The sequence below is a fragment of the Spirochaeta lutea genome, assembly GCF_000758165.1.
Taxonomy (GTDB): Bacteria; Spirochaetota; Spirochaetia; order DSM-27196; family Salinispiraceae; genus Spirochaeta_D; species Spirochaeta_D lutea.
Map to the genome: position 1 here is coordinate 41,916 of NZ_JNUP01000047.1, position 23,782 is coordinate 65,697.

Genomic DNA, 23,782 nt, shown 5'->3' on the forward strand with positions numbered 1-23,782 from the left:
CCCTCTCCCAATCCTCCACGCCTAGACATCTGCCTGGGCATCCTTCTCCGGATCAGCATCCCGCACCCCGAGAACCCGGTTGATTTCCTGGTAGAGATCCCGGGCGTTGTCCAGAATAGCCTGGGGTTTACTCCTGCTTGCCTTGCCCATGCCGAAAATACGGGCCACCATACGCTTGGCCCGTTCAAGGTTCCTGTGGCGGATCTCCGGATCCTTGGTCGGCCCGTGGTGGTACTCGAGGTACCCCGTTAGATAGATAACCCCGTCGTACCCGTAGTTTTTATCAAGATCAGGCCCAAGATTGGGACAGCCCCCGATACTCTGCACCCCTTTCTGCTCGTACTCCAGGGCCGTGGCGTAAAAGAAATGCGCCTTGCGGTACAAAAGGGCTGCCAGATACAAGTAGTTTCCCTCGGGATCGTCCTCATGCTTATCCAGGGCTAACCAGGCTGCGCGAAGGCTGGAAATCCCTTGTTTCATAACCGGGGATTGCTCCCCGCGGAAATAATCATAACAGTGGGTAGCCAGAATAAAGCTTGCCAAGCCCTCCTCAACATGGCGGTTGGCCCGAAAATCAATACCGCCCAGAACCGGGCCGATCAGATCGATCCGCTGGTTTATTTCCTCCTCCGCACGCTCCCGGCTGGCCTCGGGTAGCAGGAGAAAGTCATCCTTCCAGGCGGCGTAGTAACAATTCGGGCAGACCGTTACCGGGTAGACCAGGGGATTCACCTTCCCGTACTTCTTACTGGGCTCGTAGAGTCGCCGCAGTTCGGTGGTGAGGTTCCCGGCGATGAGCCTGCCCCGACCGGTCAGGAGTTCCTCCCGGTAAAACCCCGTGTCGCATACCGGACACACGGTTTTCGATTTCTGAAAATAACTAACAGCCGGAATTTTTCCGTCCATACAGCCTCCCTACCACTCTAGTACCACAAACGCAATGGCCATACCGCCGTCATGACTGAGGCTCACGTGCCGGGCCTTCAGCCCCAGGGACTCGTACTGCTGGCGTACCCGGCCTTCCAATACCAGCTCCGGCCGGCCCGAGGCATCGTTGCGCACCCACACATCCACCAGGGATATACCCCGTAACCCGGTTCCCAGGGCCTTCCCGTAGGCCTCTTTGGCAGCAAAGCGCACCGCCAACCGGGCCTCAGCCCCCTGCCCCCGGGCTAACACCTCCCTGATCTCGCCAGGATTAAAAAAACGCTCCATCAATCCCGGATTATCCACCCAGGTGCGGAACCGAGACACCTCTGCAATATCAACCCCGGTACCGTAAATCATGGCAGGTTCTCTCCGCCGGGGACATCCGACCCATCCGGGGTTTCTGTCCCCGCATTATCCGGATTCTCAACAGGGGGCGTTTGGAACTCCAGTTCCACCTCCTGGGGTGTGTAGCCTAGAATCAATAAGCCCCGGGGTACCTCGGGACGCACCTGCAGACGGTAGGTTCCCGGCCTGGGAACAGTCCGGGCATCGGCCAACAAACGGACCTGATCCGGGGTAGTACGTTCAATCAGAACCTGGGAGCCTTGAACCCGGATCGAACCCGGCTCAGGTATCTCGGATAGCTGCAGCCCCCGGGGGGGATCCAACACAATAACATCCACATCCTCAAAGGAGGTAAGAATAACAGACTCGCTCACCGTACCCCGGACCTCAACCGTCGCTTGATCCGAGAACGCCAAGCGTTCATCGGGCAGAAGTATCTCAACCCGCTGGGTAAAACTGCCGGTTCGACCGGATAGATCCACCGAAGCGGTCTCTAAGCGCTGAACGGGCTCCAGTACACCCCGGGGCCCGCCTACCCGGACATCCCCGGGACTAACCCCCGTGGTTCCGAGCTGGTACCCCGGAGCCGGTTGTCCGGTAAACCTGGGAATGACAGGGAGGGTTTTCTCCAGGTACTCCTGGAGCTCCACTTCAACCTGTTCATACCCGAGGGTGAGCTCCAGGGGATCAACCCCCAGGGCGTTCCCACGCTTGGTTATCACCAGGGGCCGACGGTAGATTCCTGCAGCGCGGATCTCCGACATATCAACCCCGATCTGAATATCCTGTTCGCCGATATCCCATACCCGTTCACTATCACCGCGAATCTGTACCTGTACCTTTTGGACCGACTGGCCCACCAAGGCTAACCCGGCGGGAACCGGCACATCCACGGGAATCGTAATGTGGCGCTCATCCAGGGTATTAATCCCCGTAAGGGTGTACAACAAGACCGCCGCAGCCAAGCTTAAAATCTTGGCCGGCCAGTTCTGAAAAATCCGTGAAATCCTGGAGGAAAGGCGTTTTTTACTCATCAAATCCTCCGTCCCCGGCCTCTTCAGGCACCGCATCAACATTCAGAAGTTCGCTTAGCCGGCTCCGGGCCTCTTCAATACCCAGGTTGTAATGCAGCATGGAATCGTATGCCAGGCTGATAGCCCCTGACTCCTCGGAGACCACGAGAATAACCGCATCGCTCTCCTCGGCTAACCCCAGGGCCGCCCGGTGCCGGGTGCCGAAACTCCTCCGGATATCCTGCTGCTCCGATAGGGGTAAAAACGCCCCGGCGGCAACAATCCGTCCGTTCTCCACCACCGCCGCTCCATCGTGGAGGGGGGTGTCATGACCGAAGATGGTAATCAGCAGGGCAGGGCTCAACTCGGCATCCAGCCTGCTTCCGGTCTCAATGATGTTTTTCTGGCCCACGTTCCGCACAAATACCACCAGGGCACCCCGCCGCTGGTCGGACAACACTCCCGCAGCCTTCAACACCGATTCAATCTGGAGGGGTTTATCGCTCTCCCGAAAATGAAAGAGCTGGCCCTGACCCAGCCGGATAAATATCTTCCGAAGCTCTGGCTGAAAGATAATCGCCACCCCGATGAGCAAACTGGGGGCCACCATATTCAGGAGCCACAGGAGGGTACGGAGCTGAAGCAGATAGGCCACACCGTAGAGCACCACCAGAAAAATCACCCCGCGGATCAGCGAAATGGCCCTGGTCTGCAGAAAGATCTGGTAACCCTTGTAGAAAATAAGGGTTAAGAGGGAGATATCGATAATGGGAATTAGTATGCTTCGCACATACCAGATATTGGTCAGCCACTCCACCTACTGCACCTGCCTTCCCTGTTGTATTGACCACCACACCTGAACTGCCATCCGGGTTTCCCGGGGGTCATGCACCCGTAGAATCCTGGCGCCTCGCAGAATCCCGTACAGTCCCGCAGCCAGGGTTCCAATCAACCTCGGAGCCCCCCCGGCAGCCGAATCATCTTCGGCGGTTAACACCGGCTCCAGGAGGGTTCCGATGAAGCCCTTCCGGCTATGACCCAGAAGCACGGGGAAGCCCTCAGGCGGAGCCCCCTCAAGGCGGGAACATTCCCCCAGGTTGTCCAGCAAGGCCAGATTATCTTCCAAGCGCTTGCCGAACCCGATACCCGGATCCACGATAATCCCCTCGGGGTTAACCCCCGCCGCCAGGGCCAAACGCACTTGCCTGGCCAGAAACCCCCGAACCTCAGAAACCGGGTCATCATACCGGGGATCAACCTGCATAGTCCGGGGACTTCCCTTCATATGCATAATAACTATCGGCGTGTTAGTCCCAGCAACCAAGGGAAGAAGCTCGGGATCATCCCGGAACCCGGAAATATCATTTATTATATCAGCCCCGGCTTCCAGAGCCGCCCGCGCCACCTCGGCCTTCCTGGTGTCCAGGGAGATTACCACATCACTGTGCTCCCGGATTCCCCGGATCACCGGCAGCACCCGATCCAGTTCCTCCCGGGCAGACACATACTCAGCCCCGGGACGGGAGGACTCCCCTCCCACATCCAGGATATCGGCCCCTGCCTCAACCAACCCAAGGGCCGACCGCACCCCCTCGGGGGTACCTGGCACCCGGCTGGGGGCAAAAAAACTATCCGGGGTGGCATTCACGATGCCCATTACCACGGGTGGCTGTTCAGGATCATGGATCCGGCCAAGCATCTCTTTCAGGGTGTCTCGCATGCGTCCCAGATTAGCAAAAAAAACCCGCTAGAACAATCCAGCGGGTTTTACCATCGCACCCTTGTGGGTACGGATTACTGATATAGCGTTTCAGAGCCGGCTTATTTTCTCTTCTTGTGCCGATTCTTCCGCAGCTTCTTCTTCCGTTTGTGGGTCGCGATCTTTTTTCGTTTACGTTTTCTTCCGCAAGGCACTATAGGCTCCTTATCACATAGGGTATCTTCGTTACGAAGCTGGTTCTTTTCGAATGAATTGCCATTATGAACGAGACCCTAGACCATGTCAACCCTGGTACCAGGACCTGATCTCCGGGATCATTTTCTTGATGGTTCCAGGGTGATTCCAATGCGTCTGCCTCAGCCCCCGGAAAAACGTCTCCTGCCGTTTGGCATATCTCCTGGTGTTCCGCTGAATGAGCTCAATCCGTTCTGCCCGGGACTCGGCGGCAAAAAATTCCCGGTACCCGATACCCCGCATCCCCGGATCCTCGGGTCCGTATCCCCGGTCTACCAGGGCCGCCACCTCGTCCTCCAACCCCGCCTGGAACATCTGCTCCACCCGGGTATTGATCCTGGCGTACAGCTCCTCCCGGGGACGTTCCAGCCCCAGGATGAGCACCCGCCAATCCTCCCGCATCCGTCCCTCCCGGGAAAAGGATGACAGGGGTCTACCGCTTATCCGCCAAACCTCCAGGGCCCGGATGATCCGGTAGGCATCACCTGCACCGATCCGGCCCGCACTCACCGGATCCACCGCCTCAAGCTCCCTGCGGAGATACTCCAATCCCCGCAGGCTCAGGATCTCTTCTAACTCCCCGCGAACCTCCGGCTGAGACACCGGGGCCTCGGGCATCCCGAACAGCAGATGCTTAATATAGAAGGCCGTCCCGCCGCTCACCACCGGGAGGATGGCTCGGCGGTGCAGATCGGAAACTGCATCCTGGCAGCCGCCAATGAAATCACCCAAGGTAAACTGCTGATCTGGATTGCGAATGTCGATGAGATGGTGGGGCAGTTCGGACCGGAACTGGATGGAGGGCTTAGCAGTGCCGATGTCCATACCGCGATACACCTGCATGGAATCGGCGCTGATAACCTCAATGGGCGTCCCCAGTCCCTCTTGAAGGTACCGGAGACTGTCCGTTTTTCCGACCCCGGTGGCGCCGAACAGAACCAATACGGGCCGGGGAGATGGCATGGATTAATTCCCTGGGGAATTAGGCTTCAAGCCGGTACTGAACCTTCCGGGTCAGAATTTGGCTAATTGCGGTGGAAACTACCTTACCGTTGTTCTTGCTCAGTTCCTCATCACCGGTAACGGTAACCTGGTAAGCACGGCGGATGGCTGCGCACGTCATTTCGTACACGTTTTCCTCTTCACTTATAAGCAAGTCAAGGGGAATTATCATGGAGCACTCCTCATGTATTCGAATACCTGCCAGAATACCACAATGCTCCGGTTTTACACAAGGCCCGCCCTGTTCGGCGGCTGTGGCTGCCACGTCGGGCTTTGCTACCGCAAATAGCCTCTATCAGCACCCGTCTTGGCCTCACTCTTCTTGGCCTCACTCTTCCTTCTTGGCCTCACATAACCGGGGCGAGCAATTCCCAGGCAAACCGGAAGCACTCCAGCCCGGGAATTTCTTCCAGGGTTCTTCCCGCTAACTCCCCCTCCACGGCCCGGCCGAACTGGTTCCATTTGCTGCCGGTTTGTAGGTCCCGGAGGGGAAGGCGCGGATCGCCGGTCTCTTCAAAGGTGAGGCTACCGAACCCCTTGATCTGCCGGTGGAACACCATCAGCACCCCGGTGGTTCGGGGAATGTCCCGGAAACTGTACACCGACTCAACTCCGGGATTCCACCAGGCTACCACGGGCCGCATCTCCTCGCCTTCCTCCAACCAGAGATTCCGGGCTCCCCACCCGGCTATCTGGCGGTGGGAAAGGATATGAACGGTATCCCCCATACCAAGCCGGGTGACCATCTCCATGGGATTTTCCTGGGATAAAAACCCCTCCTGGACCGGAGGCCATAGAAGCCCCGGCCTGGCCAGCTCATCATAGCCCGGGTATGCCGGCTGGCCGTAGGGCCTGCTGTATCCGGTCTGGCCGCTGAGAATGGTTAGGGGACCGGTTCGGTTCATGGTCAGGGCATCGCTGAATCCCATCCGTTTTCCGACAATTCGGGTTAATTGAGCGCCTGCCAGGGGCCCGGCGATGGCTTTGCCCGAGGCCTGAAGCCATAGGCTGCCGGTCCGGCGGTCCCAAAGAATATCGCTCCCGGCCATAATCACCCCGGTGGTCTCGAACTCCAGGTGATCATCCATGCCGTCAATACGGGCGTCATACACTCCGATGGTGCCCGCCAGGGGACTGAAGGTGACCAGAATCCGTTGTTGGCCGAGGACATCGTTTACTACAGGATGGTATTGCAGGATCCGCAGGGGATAGAGCCGGGTTCTAGCGGATCCCCGGACCAGGAGCATGGGCTCCGCATCGCCGTACCCCGTCAGACTGGCGGAGAAGCGCGGGGAATCCAGGGCTGGCATTACGACCCCCGGGGCAGCCGAGGGAACCGGTCCCTCTACCAGCTCAAGAACCTCCCGAGGTGATGGTTTAACCGGTGGGTTTCCGGCGCCCTCGGCGGCGGGCTGTTGGGCAAAACCGAAAACACCGGCGCACCCAATCCAAAGCAGCACAGCCGTCCAAAACCGACGGCTGACTCTCGGGGAAACAGGAGTAGCCATTACCGCGAAATCACCCTGTCCCAGATCCAACCCAAGCCAAGTAGTCCGATTACCCCGCCGTACAAGGCAACGGGGATAAAGGTTACTTCATAGATGTGGTTGAATCCCCGGACCGATCCGTAGACCCAGGCAATGGCACCGAGAAACAGAACCAGCAGCCCCCACCTGAGCCATCCAGGTATCCTCAGGGTATGAACCTGGGTAAGGACGAACATCCATAAGAAGCCGAACATGAACATGGGCCAAATGGGATTATCCTTATACACCGTAATGAGGGTCCCGTGGACTGCCACAAAAACCTCCAGAAGCACGATCCACCACCTGTTTGTATGCAGGGTAGTGTTAAACAGACTCATCTGGATAAAGAGCAAAAACATGTATACGAACCCGCTCACAAGCCCCCAGTTCCCATCCATGGGATGAAACCAGAAGGTAAACACCAGGGCCCAGGAGATAAACAGGCCGTGCCAGCGTTTAACCAGGGACAACATGGCCTGGGGCGGTTCAAACCGTCTGCCCCAGAACAAGCCCCGCTTGGGAATCATGATGTACAACACCAATACGAGCATGACGATGACCGAGCCTTGGCTGGTCCAGATGGGTACATCCCGGGCAAGTCCATCGTACCAGAGGTGGGTTTGCAGCAGATGCAGGAGTACGAATCCCAGGTTTGCTCCCAGCATGGCAATGTGCCACCTGCTCACCCTGCCGGGTTCCGGCTCGATCTTCCGACCCTTGAAAAACAGCCACCACACCACAACCTGATGGAGGACATACCCGGTCCAATAGCTCCAGCGCACCAGCCCACCCATCTGCTCGGTCTGCCAGGCGTAGAACGAGGCTCCGGTATCCTCTGGGAGGGGATAAAAGGCCTCCACCAGCAAGGGGGTTAGGATGATCATCAGGGCCGTGATAAGGGCAAAGGATCCCAGGGCGATGGCCGCCCATCGGCCCACGGTGAGATTAGCCGGTTTGTTCATGTTCATACTTATTCCTCGTGTAAGGACTGGATGAGATCCTTAAGGACCTCGTCTTCAATCTGTCCATCAATCTGACAGGTGCCGGCAGCGGCGTGACCACCCCCGCCGTATCGGAGCATCAGTTCACCGATATTGACCTGGGATGAGCGGTTAAAAATGGAGCGTCCTACGGAGAATACCGTATTACGGCGTTGGAATCCCCATACAATCTGGATACTAACCGAGGTATCCGGAAAGAGGGCGTACTTCACAAAGCGGTTTCCGGCGTAAATAGGATCCTCATCCTTGAGGTTGATTACTAACACGTTCTCATGTACGACGGCACAGCGTTTAAGCTGTTCCCGGAAGAGATTCTGGTGCTCAAAATAGAGGTCAACCCGTTCCTTCACATCCCGGAGGGCGAGAATTTCTTCGATACTATGGTCCCGGCAGTAATCAATGAGATCCATCATGAGCTGGTAATTAGAGATACGGAAGTTCTTGAAGCGGCCCAGACCGGTACGGGCATCCATGATGAAGTTGAGCAGGACCCATCCCTGGGGATTCAACACCTCATCCAGGGTGAACTGGGCGCTGTCTCCCTTATCCACTGCGTCCATCATCTCCTGGCTGATGGCAGGAAAGGCCTGGCTGCCGCCGTAGTAATCGTACACCACCCGGGCAGCGGAGGGGGCCTGGGGATCTATGATATGATTGGCCTGGGGGCCGACCCGCAGGGTTTCGGAGACATGGTGGTCAAAGGCCAGGTAAACCCCGGGAACATAGGGCAGATTCGTGGTAATGTCCCGATCCGTAACAGGAATCAACCCGTCTTGCATATCTTTGGGATGTACAAAGGTAATCTCGTCAACAAGGCCCTTTTCCCGCAGCAGCACTGCGCAGACAAGACCATCAAAATCGCTTCTGGTAAGAAGCCGGTAGGTCCCCTCAGCGGTCTGATCCATGGATCCTCCTGTGTATGCGAAAAGGGTAATAGAAAGCATGAGGCTTTGCAAGACGGTATTCTGCCGGTACAATACGAGCATGAAAACCATACCATACTCAAACCAATCACCCATGGTACTCGCCGGCGACATCGGCGGGACCAATACAACCCTGGCCCTGGTGGAGCGGGGATCCGCCGGGGATTTTACCGTCCTAGCCAGCAAACGGTTCTCCAGCCAGGATTTGTCCGGCATGGAAGAGGCCATCGCCCAGGCCCTGGATGAGTTTTCCGCAGACCATCCCCAGGCGAGCCTTCGGGGATGCTGCCTGAGCGGGGCCGGTCCGGTGGTGGACAATATCTGCCACACCTCCAATATCCCCTGGAACATTGACGGCCCGGCGATCCAGAAGAAATTCGGCCTGCCGACCATCATTATTAACGACTTCTCTGCCATCTGCTACGGCATCCCCCTGCTGGATCCGGCAGACCCGGCACAGCTAACCCCCCTGCCCCACCCCGACGGCACCATGCCGGCCCAGAGCGAGATGCTACCCGGGTTGTCGGTGCAGGCCGTGGTAGGCGCTGGTACCGGTTTGGGAATCGGGTACCTCGTAAAGGAAGGCCAACGCTATGTAGCCTTCCCCTCCGAAGCCGGACACAGCGATTTCGGAGCCTTTGACCCCGAAACCCGGGAGCTGCAAGCCTACCTTCACGAGAAGATCGGGGCGAACCCCGGCACCGAACAGTACGTATCCGGCCAGGGCATCGTAAACATCCATGAGTTTTTCTGCTCCCGCCAGTCCGCTCTGAATGAAACCAATACCGCCATCCTCGGCCTTCCCCGAGATCAGCGCGCCCCAGAGATCTCCAAGGCCTCAGACAGCGATCCGATCTGCGGAAAGAGCTTACAGCTCTTCGTTCAGATGTATGCCCGGTTCGCCAGCTCCATGGCTTTGACCTACCTGCCCAAGGGCGGATTATTCTTAGCAGGGGGAATCGCAGCGAAAAACAAGCAGTGGTTCATCAAGGATTCTTTTTTCATGGAAACCTTTCTAAAAAATTATAAAGAATCCATGAAGGCAGCCCTCTATAATATACCCGTGTACATTGTAGAGGATTATGGGATTTCACTCTCCGGAGCAGCCCATGGTTTCTTCTCCCTTAACCAGTAACCCGGCGGCATAACCGGGCCGGACGGCGAAAGGAGTTACCATCATGAATAACCAGGAACTTGCAGCCCTGCTCGAGCACCAGGGTATCGACGCGGACCTGTCCCTGTCCATTCTTGAGCGCTACAACACGGGAGCATTGCACCGGAACGCCGAAACGATTTCCGGGATACCGAATCTAGACGGCGACCGAATCCTGGACCATGATGCCTTGCCTACGGTCAGTCTGCCCGCATCGGAAATCCGGCGGGCCCTGGGCGAATTGGGCATTTCCGCTTCCGAGCAGGATACCATCCTGATCCACCTGCAGTGGCTGGCTCCGGGGAAGGATTACAGCATCGGGGCCCCGGAGTACTCCGGGGCCAAACCCCTGGATCCTCCGGCCCATGACACCCTCATGATTCTCAGTCCGAGGCATTACACCTTCCTGGGCTGGATCCTGCTGCCCCTGGTGAGTTTTGGGGTCCTGAACGGGGGATCAGCCACCAGCTATGCCGACGAAAAGAAGAACAAACAACCCGATCCGGGGGTTTTTTCGACATTTAGGGACTACTTTGCCCGTCATGCCAAGGAGGTTCGGGGCATACCCAAGGGAATTGCCCCTGGGTACTACAATCAGGACGGCTCCCCGGGGCCGAGTTTTCTGGTTCTCAAGCTGCGGGCCAGCCTGCTCATGGCAAAACAATGCCTGGCCATCCGCAAAAGCTTAGAACTGCCAACCTCCCAGGACCTGCGGCCCCTCTTTCCCTTCTTTCAAATGACCAGCCGGGCGAATACCGAGACCATCCTGAACACCTACCGGGAGTACGAAAACCACCCCCTGCTGAGGCCCTTGGCCGAGGAGCTGGGCATCAAGATCTCCGACTGGAAAACCGGTATTCAGCCCATGGTAGCCGCGTTGACCCATAGCGATGAGGGGGAGCCCAAGAGCATTTTCCTCAAGGCCTACGGAAAGCCCCATACCCCCCTTGCCCTGCCCGGCGGCCATGGTCAGAACTTTCTGACCCTCCGAACTATCTACCGGGACCTTTTTAACCAGGGAAAACGCCTCGTTTATCTCGGGAATGTAGACAATCTCGGGTTTCTGCCCGATCCCCAGAGTATCGGCTACCTGGTGATCGACGGGGCCTGTGCTGCCTTTGATTTTGCCTTCAAAACCAGGGTGGATACCAAGGGGGGAATCCTGCTACGCCGGGAGGACGGCGGACTTACCTGTGCGGACATCGGTCCCGCCATCAGCCCCGAAGAGGTATCCCAGGCGGAAGACCAGGGTACAAAAATCCTCTTCAACTGCGCTACCGGATTGTTCCGTCTGGATTACCTGGACGAACACCTGGAACGGATCATTGAGGAGCTGCCGACCCGGATTACCGACCAAAATAAGGATGCCGGAAAGTACAGTCAGGCAGAGCAGGTAACCTGGGAGGTCCTATCACTCCTGGACCGCTTCTTGGTGTTCGGTGTGAATAAATACCACCGGTTCCTGGCTGCCAAAATTCTCATGGACACCTACCTAACCAGCGGACTGCTCCCCACACCCCCAGATACGGACCAACGGGACCAACAGGATCATCCAGCCAGGCCTGAGATCTCCCCGGAGGTCTACCAGGTAGCCCGGGAGCTCCACGAGGGGCTTGAATACCTGCTCACCCACCGGTACGGCCTCATCCAGAAGGACGGAACCTGGATCGATCCGGGCGCCGGCCAGGTTCAGTAAGCCAGGTTCAGTAAGCCAGGTTCAGTAAGCCAGGTTCAGTAAGCCAGGTTCAGTAAGCCAGGTTCAGTAAGCCGGAGAACCGCCTCCTAGCCCAGCCCCAGCATGGGCCGCGAACCCTGCAGGACCTTCCGTTCAAATTGGCTCTGCATTTCCCGGCTGATAAAATCTAGAATCTTATGCTGGGCTGTGGTATCTGTGGAGTGTTGGAAGAGGACAACATACACCGTCGCCGTATCCGTTTTCCGCATCCCTGCCACGATCCCGTCCACCAGGGCCAAGCGGTTTCCGAGATTCAGCTGAATTCCCGGCAGGCGCTGGTTCTGCTCCAGGTGGATGTGGTGTCCCGGATCAAAGGCACAGGCCATTCCCGCCACGGAGATATCATAAATCCGGCCCGTTCGGACCGAACCGTCGGTTTTGATGTTATATCCCGCCCGGGTTTGATCGGTACAGTTTACCCGGAGGTGCTTACGCCTACCCGGCTTGTAAAAGGCCTTCAGGGTCTCTCCCATTTGGGAAAGCACAACCTGGGGACTGCGCTGGCTATCCACCACCCGGTGGGGAAGATCATAGGGCTTCAGGGCGCTGGCGATGATTCCGGCCTCAGCCTTGGTGCACAAGCCCAGGGCCACATCCCGGGTTTTCAGATGTCCGGCAAGCCCGCCGATAATACGCAGCCATTCATCGGCCGGCACCCCGGCATCCAGGTTGCAAAAGAAGATGCTCCCCGGAAAGACCTCGGCGCATTGTTTGATACCCTCATGGCTCTGGGTAACCAGGGTGGGGATTTGTTTTCGAATGAATAACGGAACAACCTGCTCCCGAACCCATGGGGGCGGAGCAAAGAACAAGACAGAACTTCCCTCAATCATGGCAGCCCTTACACACAAGAAATGCTCTTTTTTTACTTAATCCCCGAAGCCGGGGGCGGGGAGCTACCCGTTATCCGAGGCCCCTTGGGTGAAGTTATACCATGAGGTTTGGGATTTTGCATCAGTTTTTGCCGGTTTTAGGGTGATTTCCATGCCTGGGGTCTCAGACGCTGACGGGGCTTCCCCCGTCCAGGCCGAGGAAGAGCGGCCCCGCGAACCATGGGCACCCAACCCTAGGGTGCCGAGGTGTCGCCGCCCTGAAAATCCCGGTACAACAGGCTGGGCTGCACCCCCGTATTGTTCTGATATTTCCCCGACGAGTAGGTATCGTAATCACCCTGGATACTGTGGTAAAAAATCTGGCAGATCTGCACCCCGCTGTAGATGCGGATGGGCTGAACGCAGAAGATTTCCAGGGTCCAAAAACCCCGGAACCCCACATCCCCGAAACCGGCGGTAATATGCACGAAGAGCCCTAAGCGCCCGATGGACGACCGCCCCTCCAGCATGGGAACCAGGCCGTTGGTGGCGGTGTACTCCTTGGTACGTCCCAGGTACAGGCGGTGGGGCTCCAGCAGCAGTCCTTCCTCGGGAATTGTAATCCGTGATGCCGGGTTGGGGGTGCGCATATCCAGGACAGGATTGTCGTAGACAAGCAGGTCCTGATGTAAACGCAGATTGTAACTGTTGGGATTCAGCTGATCCGGGTGAAAGGGATCAATAATTATTTCAGAACCGAGTTTGTTCTGAATTTCACGACCCGAGAGTATCATTGGAAGGACTAGGGGATCTTACATCAGATCCCGGGGTTTGCGGGCTTCTTTGCCGGTCTTTTCACACACGGCAAAGTGCCGCATTTTACCATTTTCGAATACAGACTTCATAATAATCTTACCGCCCCAGCGGCTTACTAGTTCCTTCGCACCTTCACGACGTGCGTTCTTTGAAATGTTACCACCTGCCATAAGAATCTCCTTTGCGGTGTATAGTTAAATCGAGCTGAATATGTACCAGATAAGCCGGAAAAAGGCAAGTCCGCAGAGGCGGGACATTCACCCCTTGCTGGATATCGGATACCTCAGTCGAAAAAAAGGGGGCTAATCCCGGAAGACCGCCCCCCAAATTGATCAATACCCTGGATCAACCGGCGTCGATGGCGTCTACAGGACAAACCTCGGCGCAGGCTCCGCAGCTGGTACAAGCCTCGGGATCAATCACACGTACGTCACCCTGCTCGGAAATGGCCTCTACAGGACATTCAGGCTCACAGGCGCCGCAGTTGATGCATTCGCTATTAATTGAATAAGCCATAGCGTGCTCCTTTATTCTGTGGATGGGCCATTATAGACCCCAGTCACCGGCTTTGACAAGCAGCGTTATGCCGGCATGGCTAAAACTCCGTTACCAGCAGGCTTGCCCCGGCTCGAGAAAGGGCCCGGGGCTTCCGCAGCTCCAGGCGTCCGGAGACAACCTGGGGCCACCGGGCTCTGAGCGCCCGGATTACCTCCAGCGCCAGGGTCTCCAGAAGGTAGTATTCCCCCTCCTGGGCAGTCTGCATAATGACCTCGCTCATCCCGGCGTAATCCACCGCGAACTGTACATCATCACTCTGGGCCGCCCGGGTTGCATCGTAACTGCACCGGAGGGTTACCGCCAGGGGTTGGGGAAGATCCCGTTCCTCGGGATACACCCCGATAATACAGTCAAAGACAAAATCCTCGAATCCAACCTGACATATAAACTGGTTATCCTTCATTGATAGCCCTCCTTGTCCGTGTCCATCCTACCCTTCAACCCCCCCGGGTTCCAAGGCCTGGGTCTATGAATCCCCTGGGCACCCGGTTACCAGCCCGGCCTTGCGTTGGGGGGAAAATCGGATGATACTACCCCCGAGAGGAACTATATGCTTGCAGTTTTTGACAGCGACGGCTGCGTCTTTGACACCATGGAACCCAAACACCGCCGCACCTTTATTCCCCAGGTAGTCCGCCACTTCGGTCTTGAGGCCTTAGAACAGGAGCTGACCGAGGTGTGGTGTAGGATAAACCTGTACAGCCGCAGCCGGGGGCTCAACCGCTTCCCCGGACTTATCGCAACCCTGGATACCCTTCGGAAGGACTACGGATTCTCCGATCTGCCCACCCTCCCGGCATTACGGGAATGGCTTGCCGGCGCTCCAACGCTCTCTAATCCGGCCCTGGAACAGGCCATCGGGAATACCCCGGAAGTATCCGAGGCAAGACAGGAGTTAACCCGGGTTTTAGCATGGTCCCAGGATGTAAACAATCTAGGGAAAACCGTCCTGGCAGACCCCGGGATTTTTTCCGGAGCTGAGGAAGCCATGAACACTCTGGCGCACCAGGGATTCACTCTGGGGGTGGTCAGCCAGAGTCCCCGGACATCGGTTATCCAGCACTGGCAGAGCCGGGGACTCATAACCCGGTATCATCTTTCGGATAGAATGTTCGGCCAGGAGGACGGAAAGAAGGCAGACTGCCTCATAGACCTAACCCGGCACCCCGCCGAGGACAGGATTCCCCCACTGCCGTCCCCGGGCCCTACAGATAGAATCCAGCCGGCCCTGCCGTCTGCACAATACGCCCCGCCCCAGCATCCCCCGGGGATCTTCTTCGGCGACGCCCCGGCTGATCTTGAGGCAGCCCGGGAGGCGGGATTTCTCTTCTTTCCCATCATTCCGGGCAGGGAGGTGCAATCCTGGCAGTCGGTGCTGATCTGGTTAGATTCCTGGGCTGTCCCGGGAAAAATTCCGGGCAAGAACGCGGAGACGGGGTTAACCCGTTTACAGGAAGAATTTCTGACAAGCCTGCCCCCTCTGGACGAGGGAGGATTCGGCTATAACGGAGAGTAGCACACCGAGTACGAGTTCCAGCCCGGGACAAGCTCCATAAACCAGGGATCGGGGGGCTGCAGGGCTATACCCCCGGAAACCGCTCTCAGGCGCGCAGGCCCTTGTCCCCGGCGTCCCGGGAAACTCCGCGACAGTGAACCCGTCCCCGGGATCAGGCAAAGGCCTTAAGGTAGATTTCCACGCTTCGGGCCATTTCCAGAGCGAACTCGGAGATGTGTTTACGCTGGTAGACGCCTTGGATGTAGTGGTCAAAATCAAAGTCATCCCTGCCGGAGCGCTCCTGAAACATCTGCCTGATCTGGGTTTCACTCAATGGACTGTAGCTGTCGGTCTGGACGATGTACCGGGGGTCAAACCGGGGCGGTTTTCTCCGCTGAATCTGCTGTTCCGTGGGGTAGCCGTAGACCAGCATGGCAGCGGGGACGACCCAGGGGTCCAGGGTCAGCAGGCTGGTCACCTCCTGGTGTTGTTCCACAATATCGCCGATGTAGCAGGAGCCGAGGTTCAGGGCGTGGGCCGCTACAACGGTGTTTTGGGCTGCAATGAGGGCATCGGCGAGGGCGAGGATCAGGTCGCTGTATTGGGGTTTGCGGGGTTCAAGCCCGGCGGCGCGGTAGATATCGGTCCAGCGCCGGCAGTCCGCCAGGAATATGAGTACCAGGGGGGCTTGGGCGATGAAGGGCTGGTTATCGCAGAGCCGGGCCAGGCGCTGTTTTTTTTCCTGGCTCTGGATGTCCAGGATAGTGTAGAGCATCTGGTTTCCCGCGGTGGGAGCCTGGAGGGCAGCAGTGATGATCTGGCGTCGTTCCTGGGGGGCAATAGGCCGGTCTTGAAAGACCCGGACGGATTTCCGGTCATTCAGCTGGGTAAGGACGTCGGGTTGATTCGGCATGGTCGGTTCTCCTGTTTCTGGGGCTGGGGAGGTGAAGATGGCATGGGAATCCCCTCAAAACCGGATCCCACCCCCCTCGAAAGAGGGGTTAAAACCCCGTGGATCCCGAGGCTAACAGATCTCGGGCGCTCAGCAGCAGCTGCCGGGTCTCATCAAGGCTGATGCAGGCGTCGGTAATGGAGACACCGTGCTTCAGCTGATCGAGATTTTCAGGGATCGCCTGACGGCCCTCGTGAATATTGCTCTCTAGCATGAATCCGGTAATCTCATGAACACCGCTGAGACGCTGGCGAAGGATATCCTCCAAAACCAGACGCTGCCGGGTATGATCCTTCCCGGAATTGGCATGGGAACAGTCCACCATGACCCGATCCAGGAGGCCGGCCTGGCGAAGCAGCTGCCCCGACCGCTCCACCTGTTCGCGGTAGTAATTCGGCCCCTGGTTGCCTCCCCGGAGGATGAGGTGACTCAGTTCGTTGCCCCGGGTAGCCAGGACGCAGGTATTCCCATGAATGTCGATTCCAATGAAGCGGTGGGGCTTACAACTGGAGGCCATGGCGTTGACGGCGGTCTCGATGTTGCCGTCGGTTCCGTTTTTAAACCCGATAGGCATACTCAGTCCCGAGGCCATCTCCCGGTGGGTTTGACTCTCGGTAGTCCGGGCGCCGATGGCTCCCCAGGACAGGAGATCGTCAATGTACTGGGGCACGATGGGATCAAGCATCTCGCTTCCCGTGGGAATACCCAGACTGGTGATGTCTACCAGAAGCTTTCGGGCTAACCGCAGGCCGGTCTGGATATCGTAGGAGCCGTTCAGGTGGGGATCAAGAATGAGTCCGCGCCATCCCAGTTTTGTCCGGGGTTTTTCAAAATACACCCGCATGACCAGGTATATCTCCTGCTCCACTTCCTTCCGGAGTTCGGCGAAGTGCCGGGCATACTCCAGTCCCAGTTCAGGATCATGGATTGAACAGGGACCCACTACCCCGAGCAGCCGCCGGTCCCGACCGGTAAGAATATCTTGGATCACCCCGCGGCTTTCCACCACCGTGGCCACACTCTGGGCGGTGATGGGAATCTCCTCTATGAGCCGGCTGGGGGGCGTTAGGGCCTCTACGCTGGCAATCCGCAGGTCGCTGGTTTTTTCGATGGGGCCCGCCATGGGGTCGTGGAGCTGTTGCTGGTGGTTATCCATTGTATTTCCTTCTTGGTTTTTCCGGGGTGATTCTCATGCCCGGACTTCCGGCATCCTCAGTGCTTTCATGAACCGCCCCCGGCAGTGTCGTTTCATTCCGGCAGGAAATCCTGAGCTCCCGGGCTTTCCGGGTGGCAAGCCCCCGAACCGCCGAGTCATACGGTTTCCGTGATCTGCTTCACCGAGGCTGGTGCCGGGTCCGGCGGCTAACAGAACCCGGAGAACGTGGTTCTGGAATGTGCATCCCGGGGTACTGGGACCGAGTCAGGCCGGACAGGCCGGACACACCCCCAGTCTGTGAGGGTAGCCGGTTTACCCCCGGGCAATCAAGACTGAGCCAGGGCTATCTGCTTCCAAACCTCGGGCTCGTCACCGATGGCGACCATCGTTTTTGTCCGGACCAGGGGAGTTTTTATCAATCCCTGGTCGGCTTCCAGCTCCTCGGATACGGAAAATTCCATATAGGCCATACCCCGGTCCTGGTAGGCCCGGCTCTGGCTGTCCAACATCTCATCCCAGCTGCGAACCTGGGCGATGTGGGAAAGTTCCCGGGGAGCCAAGCCCTTTTCCTGGATATCCCGAAACTGGAAGGGAATCCTCCGTTCCTTAAAAAACCGCTCAGCCTTCCGGGTGATTTTACATTTTTTTGTACCGATAATCTGAATCATAAAAAAAGTATAGCAAATTGACGCCCCCCAGAACAGGTGATACTCTGCCATCTATGAAACGAACACGCGTAAAGGAACTGTTATCCTCATCTCCCGGAACTACTCCGGTTTCCGCTAAAGGCTGGATCCGTACCAAACGGGAAAGCAAGGACCTTGTTTTTTTTGAGATAAATGACGGCTCTTGCCTCTCTGCCATCCAGGTCGTGGTAGACCGATCCACAGCCGAAGGGGCCCAGGCCCTGGCGAAGTCCGACCTGCCTCGCCTGCAGACCGGCGCCTCGGTGGCGGTGGAGGGAACCCTGGTGGAAAGCCCGGGGAAGAATCAGGCGGTGGAACTGCATGCCACCTCCATTCAGGTTATCGGTGAAGCTCCCTCAGACAGCTACCCCCTCCAGAAGAAGCGGCATAGCTTTGAGTTCCTCCGGGAGATTGCCCATCTGCGACCCCGGACCAACACCTTCGGCGCGGTCATGCGGGTGAGAAACCGGATGGCCATGGCCATCCACGAGTATTTCCAGCAGTTGGGCTTCACCTGGGTCCACACCCCTATTATTACCGCCAGCGACGCCGAGGGCGCGGGGGAGATGTTCCAGGTTACGACCCTGCCCCTGGAAAAGATTGCGAAGGCAGATCCTTCCCGCTTCAAGGAGGGCATCGATTATTCCCGGGATTTTTTCGGAAAACCAAGCTACCTGACCGTCAGCGGCCAGCTCAACGCAGAAATTTTCGCCACCGCCCTGGACCGGGTGTATACCTTCGGACCGACCTTCCGGGCTGAGAACTCCAATACCAGCAGGCACCTCGCTGAATTCTGGATGATTGAACCCGAGGTAGCCTTCTGCGACATTTCCTGCAATATGGATCTGGCCGAGGGATTTCTGAAGCATGTTCTCCAGGCAGTGCTCCGGGACTGCGCGGAGGATATGGCCTTTTTCGATGCCCGGATCCAGCCGGGAATTCTCAACCAGCTGCAAGAGGTGGTGGACTCCACCTTTACCCGGATTACCTACACCCAGGCGATAGCAGATCTGGAGGCAGGTATGGCCCGGGGAGTTTCCTTTGACTACAAGCCCTCCTGGGGGGCAGATCTCCAGAGCGAGCATGAAAAGTACCTCACCGAGGAGGTCTACCACGGACCGGTAATCGTAACCGACTACCCCAAGGAGATTAAGGCCTTCTACATGAAGCTCAACGAAGACGGGAAAACCGTTCGGGGCATGGATATCCTGGTTCCCCGGCTTGGCGAGATTATCGGGGGCAGCGAGCGCGAAGAACGTCTGGATGTTCTGGAGGCGAGGATGAAGGAGCTTTCCCTGGATCCCCAGGACTACTGGTGGTACCTGGATCTCCGGCGCTTCGGAACCGTACCCCACTCGGGGTTCGGACTGGGATTCGAACGCCTTATCCAGTATGTAACGGGCATGCAAAACATCCGGGATGTAATCCCCTTTCCCCGGACCCCGAAAAATGCAGAGTTTTAGACACCCCCACGGGTCTCAGCCCCCTCGACGGAGGGTACTACGCTCCCTCGATAGCCGCCCCTCCCCTAGGCGGGGGGGGCTTCTCCTCCGGTCGATGGTGATAATCCTGGTGCTAGGGATGCTTTCCCTGGTTTCCAGTTGCATGACTCTCCCCAAAACCGGCAGGGCCACTGTTCTGGATTCCCCGAACTCCCCGGACTCCCCGGGCCAAACACCCCCACCCCCGGAGCAGGCGCAGGATTCAACCCAGGATGGAATTGCAGCGATGAATGCCGGCCGCCAGGACCCCCTGGTTTGGATCCTGGAAAAACCCGGGGTACGGCTGACCATTCTCGGGTCGGTGCACCTCGCCCACCCGGGTATGTTTCCCCTCCCTGATTACATCCTTGAGGCCTTCGATTCGGCCGACCGCCTGGTGGTGGAGGTGGATCTCAGCCGGCTTACCCCGGGCTACACCCAGAAAATCACCATGGAAGCCATTACCCTGCCCAAGGGGACGAGTCTGCTGGAGCTCATTCCCGAACAAACCTCGGACCGCCTCATCGAAGTCCTTACCGACTATCCCCTGCCCCCGGGATTCGCAGAGTCCCTGCAGCCCTGGGCCTTAGAACAGCTGTTGATTACCATGACAGCAGCCCGGGAGGGGATTCATACGGAACAGGGCATTGATGCCTATTTTATTCAGCGGGCGATCTCCCAGGATAAATCCATCCATGAACTGGAAACCCTGGAGGAACAGTTGGGGTACTTTCAGCTGATTCCCCGGGAGAGCCACATCGCCAGCCTGGATCATACCCTGGAGAGTCTGGAGGAGATTCCCGGAGATATCCACGCCCTGCTCCAGGCCTGGAAGGCCGGAGATCTTCATGCCATTGAAGCCCTCATATGGGAAGATTGGGACCCGGATAGGGCGGATGATGTGATAAACCAGATCTTATTAACCGATCGCAACCACCGCTGGGTTGACCGCATCGAAGCAATGATCCACCCCGGAGGAACCGAGCCCTCCCCTCAGAATGCAGCCAGGGGAGAGAACCTCTTTGTGGTCGTCGGGTTTGGCCATTTGGTAGGCGAGGAATCCCTGGTTGAACTGCTGGTGGACCGGGGATTTACCGTCCGCAGCACTTTTTAAACTTCTTACCGCTGCCGCAGGGGCAGGGATCGTTTCGCCCAACCTGCGGTCCGGTATTAACGACCGTCTTTGGCACCAGGGTGCCCTCCACAAAGTACCATGACCCGTCGAGTTTTTCGAAGCGGCTCTGCTCATGGTGCTCATACTCCACCCCATCCTGGGAAAACCGGGCGATGAACTCCACCCCGCCCTGGGTATCCCCCGTCTCTCCACCCTGGGAGGCAATAATCTCCAGACCACGCCATTCGGACTCGGCGGCCCAGGCCCGGGTGGCTTCCACATCCAGGGAATCTCGGGTATCGGGATGGTGGGTATTTACAATATAATCCACCTCCCCCAGGGTATAGGCGGTGTATCGGGACCGCATAAGGGCCTGGGCGGTGGGAGCAGCCTGGGCTCCGGTAAGGTAGGGCTGACAACAGTGCAGGTAGGACTGGCCGCTCCCGCAGGGACATGTACTTGCTTTTATGCTCATGAGGGATAACTATATCCATACCGGAGGGGGGAATCAACACTCCCTCGGGCCGGCAGTACGACCCGGCAGTACGACCCGGCAATACGACCCGGCAATACGACCCGGCAATACGACCCGGCAATACGACCCGGCAATACGACCCGGCAGTACGACCCGGGAGTACGACCCGGTGGTGCTGTGGTCGGCTTTCAAACCGGCTCGGGATGGTATATCCTAATCTCCGGCTTACAACCCTATGGTATACTGATACGACTACTAAAGGAGTGCAACCAATGAATACAGATCCAAGCAGATCCCCTGCTTCTTCCATCGACGTTACCGCAATTATCGAAGAGGCTAAGGCCAGGGCCTTAGCTGAAACCAAGGACGAACCAACCCCGACACCCACCACCACGGTAGAATGGCCCCTTACCTGCACCGTCGGGCCGGGGCTTGAGGGCGCCATTGCCTGCGAGACCAAGGTTGGGTATGTGAACGGCCAAAAAGGATGGCTGGTGTACCGGGGATATAACATCTTTGACCTCTGCGCCTACTCGAGCTTTGAAGAGGTCAGCTACCTGCTTCTCCACGGAAGTCTCCCCAGCCCGGCTGAATTGGAAGCCTTTAACCAGAAGCTCTCCACCTACCGGGATATCAGTCAGACCCTCCGGCTGCTGATGAACTTTCCCGTGGAGCAGATCAGTCCCATGGCGGCCCTTCGCCTGGGCATAAACCTGATGCGGCAAAAACAGACCTTCCGGGATTACGAGGGCGCCCTATCGGATCAAGCCCCCATCGCCAGCGATGAGGACTCCATACCCATGGAAACCCTGCCCAAGGGCGACCGGGAAGCCATCTATCAATTCGATAAACCCCATTTTATCGCCCCCATGGATACCGCATCGGATCTCGGCAGCAGCACCGAACTGGAGAGCTGTTACCGCCTTATCTCAGGGGTAGCCGTTCTGACCGCAGCCATCGTCCGGATACGCCAGGGTAAACTCCCCATTGAGCCTCGACGAGACCTGTCCCATGCGGCAAATTTTCTCTACATGGTAACCGGAGAGGTTCCGGATGATCTTCAAACCCGGATTATGGATGTTAATCTCATCCTCCATGCCGACCATGGTATGAACGCCAGTACCTTCTCCTCCATGGTGGTGGCTTCCACCCTCTCGGACATTTACTTTTCCATCGGGGCCGGGGTTGCCGCCCTGAGCGGTCCCCTGCACGGGGGAGCCAACGAAGAGGTAATCAAGGTGCTTCAGGAGATCGGCAGCCCCGACCGGGTAGAACTCTGGTTTGACCGGGCGAGGAAGGAAAAACGGAAGATTCCGGGATTCGGCCACCGGGTATACAAGGCCTACGATCCACGGGCGCGGATTCTCGGCCCTCTGGCCGAGGCCCTGGCGCAGCAAAATCCCAAGATGACCCTGCTCATGAAGACGGCAAAGAAACTGGAACGCACCGTGGTTGAAAGCCTGGGCAAGGAAAAAAAGATCTTCCCCAACGTAGACTTCTATTCCGGGTTAGTGTACAAGGCCCTGAACCTGCCGTCGTCGATATTTACGCCGATCTTCGCTATGAGCCGGGTCTCAGGCTGGACCTCCCGGATCATCGAATACCTGGAGCATAACCGTATATTCCGGCCCCGGGCCATCTATACCGGCGATTTTTATGAGGATTTCCCCAGACAGGGAGATTCGAAATAGTCCTAATCCGGCCTGCCTAGGCTCTGCTGTCCCAGGTAATTCCCCGAGCCTCCGCCCATAATTGAAGGGCCGGCAGAAAGGGATTTCCCTGGGTCAGGGGCAGGTGCAGGAGGGAACTGCCGGAGAATACCGTAACCCAAAGAACCTCGGGATAATCGGTACTCGGTTCCAAGGTAAACCGTTCCAGGGAATCAACCGGCAGGTAGAGAATCCGGTAGCCGTTATCCACAATCCGGTCGGTCTTAATATTCTCATACCGCCGGACGAGGATGAGCTCCTGGGATGCCTCCAGAACCATGGTCTCCCCGATCCGGTGGGGGAACAGCAGCCGGATGAGGGGCTCAAAGAGTCCGGCTGTTCGGCGTAACAGTACGTCATGCTGGTGGAGCAGAACCCGGAGTCTGCCCTCGCTCCGGCCGAACCGCTCCTGGAGATTGGCATAAAAGTAGCTAAGCTCCGCCTGGGGCAGCACCTGCTTCTCCAGTTGGTCCTGCAACCCGGATGCCCGGGACGATCCGGTAGACTTGGCGGTTCCACCCGCAGGGAGTCTCTGGCGCAGCAGCGCAATAAAATCACCAATACTATCAGCAGACACCGTATTAAAGCGAATACCCACCCGTTGGGTCCCAAGGTAGAGAATGAGCTCCCCGCGAAGCAGGTTATGACTTACCTCCACAGCCTTGATGCCCTCCAAGGGATGTTCCTTGGCTTCCACCCTGCCCTGGTCGGTACGGCTGAGGATCACAAGATGGGTATCGGTAATCCCCAGGAGGTGCTCGTAAAGATCCATTCCGGGTTTGGCATGGCGGCGGTCAATATCCCGGGGAATTTTAAGAAGCATTTTGCAGTCCCCGGGGGCTGGCGCCATCCCGCGAAACAGAGGCGGAATCTGATCGTCATCCTGAATCTCGATAATCCATGGTCCAAAGGCCGAAAATTCTTGGTTGATCATAGTTCCAGTATA

At 57.6% G+C, this 23,782-nt stretch carries 27 protein-coding genes; 7 read left to right on the plus strand and 20 right to left on the minus strand.

Annotated features, from left to right (window positions below; all coding sequences use genetic code 11):
- Positions 1–21 precede the first annotated feature (21 nt).
- The 10 genes from DC28_RS05390 to DC28_RS05435 all read right to left on the minus strand — a co-directional run bounded on the left by DC28_RS05390 (position 22) and on the right by DC28_RS05435 (position 8,676).
- The gene (locus tag DC28_RS05390; protein WP_037546660.1) at positions 22–906 is read right to left on the minus strand and encodes a DUF2225 domain-containing protein; all 885 of its coding nucleotides are present in this window, start codon (positions 904–906) and stop codon (positions 22–24) included.
- A 9-nt stretch (positions 907–915) separates the two neighbouring features.
- A complete protein-coding gene (locus DC28_RS05395; RefSeq protein ID WP_037546662.1) occupies positions 916–1,287 on the minus strand; it encodes a holo-ACP synthase in 372 nt (123 codons plus the stop codon).
- Positions 1,284–2,309 carry a CdaR family protein gene (locus DC28_RS05400; RefSeq protein WP_037546663.1) on the minus strand — a complete coding sequence of 342 codons (1,026 nt, stop codon included), beginning with the start codon at positions 2,307–2,309 and terminating at the stop codon, positions 1,284–1,286. Before DC28_RS05400 ends, DC28_RS05395 begins: the two co-directional genes overlap by 4 nt.
- Entirely contained in the window at positions 2,302–3,078 is a 777-nt protein-coding gene (cdaA, locus tag DC28_RS05405) for a diadenylate cyclase CdaA (protein WP_238565774.1), read from the minus strand. The genes DC28_RS05400 and cdaA overlap by 8 nt, the downstream gene beginning before the upstream one ends.
- A gap of 27 nt (positions 3,079–3,105) precedes the next feature.
- Positions 3,106–4,008, minus strand: a complete 903-nt coding sequence (gene folP, locus DC28_RS05410) for a dihydropteroate synthase (RefSeq protein WP_238565775.1) — start codon at positions 4,006–4,008, stop codon at positions 3,106–3,108.
- Between the two features lie 282 nt (positions 4,009–4,290).
- Positions 4,291–5,205 (minus strand): tRNA (adenosine(37)-N6)-dimethylallyltransferase MiaA, encoded by a 915-nt coding sequence (miaA, locus tag DC28_RS05415; protein ID WP_037546665.1) that lies wholly within the window; start codon positions 5,203–5,205, stop codon positions 4,291–4,293.
- 19 nt (positions 5,206–5,224) lie between these two features.
- Positions 5,225–5,416, minus strand: a complete 192-nt coding sequence (locus DC28_RS05420) for a DNA-directed RNA polymerase subunit omega (protein ID WP_037546666.1) — start codon at positions 5,414–5,416, stop codon at positions 5,225–5,227.
- Positions 5,417–5,591: 175 nt separating this feature from the next.
- A complete protein-coding gene (locus DC28_RS05425) occupies positions 5,592–6,752 on the minus strand; it encodes a DUF3179 domain-containing (seleno)protein (protein ID WP_037546667.1) in 1,161 nt (386 codons plus the stop codon).
- Positions 6,752–7,738 (minus strand): hypothetical protein, encoded by a 987-nt coding sequence (locus DC28_RS05430; RefSeq protein WP_052078496.1) that lies wholly within the window; start codon positions 7,736–7,738, stop codon positions 6,752–6,754. The genes DC28_RS05425 and DC28_RS05430 overlap by 1 nt, the downstream gene beginning before the upstream one ends.
- Positions 7,739–7,740: 2 nt before the next feature.
- Positions 7,741–8,676, minus strand: a complete 936-nt coding sequence (locus DC28_RS05435; RefSeq protein ID WP_037546718.1) for an exopolyphosphatase — start codon at positions 8,674–8,676, stop codon at positions 7,741–7,743.
- 79 nt (positions 8,677–8,755) lie between these two features.
- On the opposite strand from DC28_RS05435, the gene DC28_RS05440 reads away from it, so the two are divergent.
- The gene (locus DC28_RS05440) at positions 8,756–9,829 is read left to right on the plus strand and encodes a glucokinase (protein WP_037546668.1); all 1,074 of its coding nucleotides are present in this window, start codon (positions 8,756–8,758) and stop codon (positions 9,827–9,829) included.
- Between the two features lie 43 nt (positions 9,830–9,872).
- On the plus strand, positions 9,873–11,543 hold the full coding sequence (locus tag DC28_RS05445; protein ID WP_037546669.1) for a UTP--glucose-1-phosphate uridylyltransferase: 1,671 nt from the start codon (positions 9,873–9,875) through the stop codon (positions 11,541–11,543).
- Between the two features lie 86 nt (positions 11,544–11,629).
- Here the strand turns inward: DC28_RS05445 and DC28_RS05450 are convergent, their stop codons facing one another.
- The 5 genes from DC28_RS05450 to folB all read right to left on the minus strand — a co-directional run bounded on the left by DC28_RS05450 (position 11,630) and on the right by folB (position 14,171).
- Positions 11,630–12,415, minus strand: coding sequence for a PilZ domain-containing protein (locus tag DC28_RS05450; RefSeq protein ID WP_037546670.1), 786 nt, complete (start codon positions 12,413–12,415; stop codon positions 11,630–11,632).
- Positions 12,416–12,648: 233 nt separating this feature from the next.
- The gene (gene dcd / locus DC28_RS05455; protein WP_037546671.1) at positions 12,649–13,188 is read right to left on the minus strand and encodes a dCTP deaminase; all 540 of its coding nucleotides are present in this window, start codon (positions 13,186–13,188) and stop codon (positions 12,649–12,651) included.
- A gap of 18 nt (positions 13,189–13,206) precedes the next feature.
- Positions 13,207–13,380 carry a hypothetical protein gene (locus tag DC28_RS16605; RefSeq protein WP_193382276.1) on the minus strand — a complete coding sequence of 58 codons (174 nt, stop codon included), beginning with the start codon at positions 13,378–13,380 and terminating at the stop codon, positions 13,207–13,209.
- Between the two features lie 175 nt (positions 13,381–13,555).
- Entirely contained in the window at positions 13,556–13,726 is a 171-nt protein-coding gene (locus DC28_RS16190; protein WP_081941983.1) for a 4Fe-4S binding protein, read from the minus strand.
- A 79-nt stretch (positions 13,727–13,805) separates the two neighbouring features.
- A complete protein-coding gene (gene folB / locus DC28_RS05460) occupies positions 13,806–14,171 on the minus strand; it encodes a dihydroneopterin aldolase (RefSeq protein WP_037546672.1) in 366 nt (121 codons plus the stop codon).
- Between the two features lie 147 nt (positions 14,172–14,318).
- On the opposite strand from folB, the gene DC28_RS05465 reads away from it, so the two are divergent.
- Positions 14,319–15,284 carry an HAD family hydrolase gene (locus tag DC28_RS05465; protein WP_037546673.1) on the plus strand — a complete coding sequence of 322 codons (966 nt, stop codon included), beginning with the start codon at positions 14,319–14,321 and terminating at the stop codon, positions 15,282–15,284.
- Positions 15,285–15,435: 151 nt separating this feature from the next.
- On the opposite strand, the gene DC28_RS05470 is transcribed toward DC28_RS05465, so the two are convergent.
- The 3 genes from DC28_RS05470 to DC28_RS05480 all read right to left on the minus strand — a co-directional run bounded on the left by DC28_RS05470 (position 15,436) and on the right by DC28_RS05480 (position 18,039).
- A complete protein-coding gene (locus DC28_RS05470) occupies positions 15,436–16,176 on the minus strand; it encodes a nitroreductase family protein (RefSeq protein ID WP_037546674.1) in 741 nt (246 codons plus the stop codon).
- An 88-nt stretch (positions 16,177–16,264) separates the two neighbouring features.
- Entirely contained in the window at positions 16,265–17,371 is a 1,107-nt protein-coding gene (locus tag DC28_RS05475) for a 3-deoxy-7-phosphoheptulonate synthase (protein WP_280938008.1), read from the minus strand.
- Between the two features lie 326 nt (positions 17,372–17,697).
- On the minus strand, positions 17,698–18,039 hold the full coding sequence (locus DC28_RS05480; protein ID WP_037546722.1) for an arsenate reductase family protein: 342 nt from the start codon (positions 18,037–18,039) through the stop codon (positions 17,698–17,700).
- A gap of 53 nt (positions 18,040–18,092) precedes the next feature.
- On the opposite strand from DC28_RS05480, the gene asnS reads away from it, so the two are divergent.
- Positions 18,093–19,520, plus strand: a complete 1,428-nt coding sequence (asnS, locus tag DC28_RS05485) for an asparagine--tRNA ligase (protein ID WP_037546675.1) — start codon at positions 18,093–18,095, stop codon at positions 19,518–19,520.
- 94 nt (positions 19,521–19,614) lie between these two features.
- Entirely contained in the window at positions 19,615–20,652 is a 1,038-nt protein-coding gene (locus tag DC28_RS05490; RefSeq protein WP_037546676.1) for a TraB/GumN family protein, read from the plus strand.
- Here the strand turns inward: DC28_RS05490 and DC28_RS05495 are convergent.
- Positions 20,630–21,127, minus strand: a complete 498-nt coding sequence (locus DC28_RS05495) for a YchJ family protein (RefSeq protein ID WP_037546678.1) — start codon at positions 21,125–21,127, stop codon at positions 20,630–20,632. The genes DC28_RS05490 and DC28_RS05495 overlap by 23 nt on opposite strands.
- On the opposite strand from DC28_RS05495, the gene DC28_RS16405 reads away from it, so the two are divergent.
- Together DC28_RS16405 and DC28_RS05500 are read left to right on the plus strand one after the other, a co-directional pair.
- On the plus strand, positions 21,126–21,344 hold the full coding sequence (locus DC28_RS16405) for a hypothetical protein (protein ID WP_156104590.1): 219 nt from the start codon (positions 21,126–21,128) through the stop codon (positions 21,342–21,344). The two genes, DC28_RS05495 and DC28_RS16405, sit on opposite strands and share 2 nt — an antisense overlap.
- 55 nt (positions 21,345–21,399) lie before the next feature.
- Positions 21,400–22,818, plus strand: a complete 1,419-nt coding sequence (locus DC28_RS05500) for a citrate/2-methylcitrate synthase (protein WP_052078498.1) — start codon at positions 21,400–21,402, stop codon at positions 22,816–22,818.
- Positions 22,819–22,834: 16 nt separating this feature from the next.
- On the opposite strand, the gene DC28_RS15310 is transcribed toward DC28_RS05500, so the two are convergent.
- A complete protein-coding gene (locus DC28_RS15310) occupies positions 22,835–23,770 on the minus strand; it encodes a hypothetical protein (RefSeq protein WP_052078499.1) in 936 nt (311 codons plus the stop codon).
- Positions 23,771–23,782: the final 12 nt, after the last annotated feature.

Excerpts from the sequence above, each read along its gene's own strand:
- DC28_RS05480 (WP_037546722.1), bottom strand. The coding sequence starts at position 18,039 with ATGATTCAGATTATCGGTACAAAAAAATGTAAAATCACCCGGAAGGCT.
- DC28_RS16190 (WP_081941983.1), bottom strand. The coding sequence starts at position 13,726 with ATGGCTTATTCAATTAATAGCGAATGCATCAACTGCGGCGCCTGTGAG.
- asnS (WP_037546675.1), top strand. The coding sequence starts at position 18,093 with ATGAAACGAACACGCGTAAAGGAACTGTTATCCTCATCTCCCGGAACT.
- DC28_RS05430 (WP_052078496.1), bottom strand. The coding sequence starts at position 7,738 with ATGAACATGAACAAACCGGCTAATCTCACCGTGGGCCGATGGGCGGCC.
- DC28_RS16405 (WP_156104590.1), top strand. The coding sequence starts at position 21,126 with ATGAGGGATAACTATATCCATACCGGAGGGGGGAATCAACACTCCCTC.
- DC28_RS05465 (WP_037546673.1), top strand. The coding sequence starts at position 14,319 with ATGCTTGCAGTTTTTGACAGCGACGGCTGCGTCTTTGACACCATGGAA.
- DC28_RS05445 (WP_037546669.1), top strand. The coding sequence starts at position 9,873 with ATGAATAACCAGGAACTTGCAGCCCTGCTCGAGCACCAGGGTATCGAC.
- DC28_RS05400 (WP_037546663.1), bottom strand. The coding sequence starts at position 2,309 with ATGAGTAAAAAACGCCTTTCCTCCAGGATTTCACGGATTTTTCAGAAC.
- DC28_RS05495 (WP_037546678.1), bottom strand. The coding sequence starts at position 21,127 with ATGAGCATAAAAGCAAGTACATGTCCCTGCGGGAGCGGCCAGTCCTAC.
- DC28_RS05475 (WP_280938008.1), bottom strand. The coding sequence starts at position 17,371 with ATGGATAACCACCAGCAACAGCTCCACGACCCCATGGCGGGCCCCATC.
- DC28_RS05420 (WP_037546666.1), bottom strand. The coding sequence starts at position 5,416 with ATGATAATTCCCCTTGACTTGCTTATAAGTGAAGAGGAAAACGTGTAC.
- folB (WP_037546672.1), bottom strand. The coding sequence starts at position 14,171 with ATGAAGGATAACCAGTTTATATGTCAGGTTGGATTCGAGGATTTTGTC.
- dcd (WP_037546671.1), bottom strand. The coding sequence starts at position 13,188 with ATGATACTCTCGGGTCGTGAAATTCAGAACAAACTCGGTTCTGAAATA.
- miaA (WP_037546665.1), bottom strand. The coding sequence starts at position 5,205 with ATGCCATCTCCCCGGCCCGTATTGGTTCTGTTCGGCGCCACCGGGGTC.
- DC28_RS16605 (WP_193382276.1), bottom strand. The coding sequence starts at position 13,380 with ATGGCAGGTGGTAACATTTCAAAGAACGCACGTCGTGAAGGTGCGAAG.
- DC28_RS05450 (WP_037546670.1), bottom strand. The coding sequence starts at position 12,415 with ATGATTGAGGGAAGTTCTGTCTTGTTCTTTGCTCCGCCCCCATGGGTT.
- folP (WP_238565775.1), bottom strand. The coding sequence starts at position 4,008 with ATGCGAGACACCCTGAAAGAGATGCTTGGCCGGATCCATGATCCTGAA.
- DC28_RS05440 (WP_037546668.1), top strand. The coding sequence starts at position 8,756 with ATGAAAACCATACCATACTCAAACCAATCACCCATGGTACTCGCCGGC.
- DC28_RS05435 (WP_037546718.1), bottom strand. The coding sequence starts at position 8,676 with ATGGATCAGACCGCTGAGGGGACCTACCGGCTTCTTACCAGAAGCGAT.
- DC28_RS05425 (WP_037546667.1), bottom strand. The coding sequence starts at position 6,752 with ATGGCTACTCCTGTTTCCCCGAGAGTCAGCCGTCGGTTTTGGACGGCT.
- DC28_RS05490 (WP_037546676.1), top strand. The coding sequence starts at position 19,615 with ATGGTGATAATCCTGGTGCTAGGGATGCTTTCCCTGGTTTCCAGTTGC.
- DC28_RS05470 (WP_037546674.1), bottom strand. The coding sequence starts at position 16,176 with ATGCCGAATCAACCCGACGTCCTTACCCAGCTGAATGACCGGAAATCC.
- DC28_RS15310 (WP_052078499.1), bottom strand. The coding sequence starts at position 23,770 with ATGATCAACCAAGAATTTTCGGCCTTTGGACCATGGATTATCGAGATT.
- DC28_RS05395 (WP_037546662.1), bottom strand. The coding sequence starts at position 1,287 with ATGATTTACGGTACCGGGGTTGATATTGCAGAGGTGTCTCGGTTCCGC.
- DC28_RS05390 (WP_037546660.1), bottom strand. The coding sequence starts at position 906 with ATGGACGGAAAAATTCCGGCTGTTAGTTATTTTCAGAAATCGAAAACC.
- DC28_RS05500 (WP_052078498.1), top strand. The coding sequence starts at position 21,400 with ATGAATACAGATCCAAGCAGATCCCCTGCTTCTTCCATCGACGTTACC.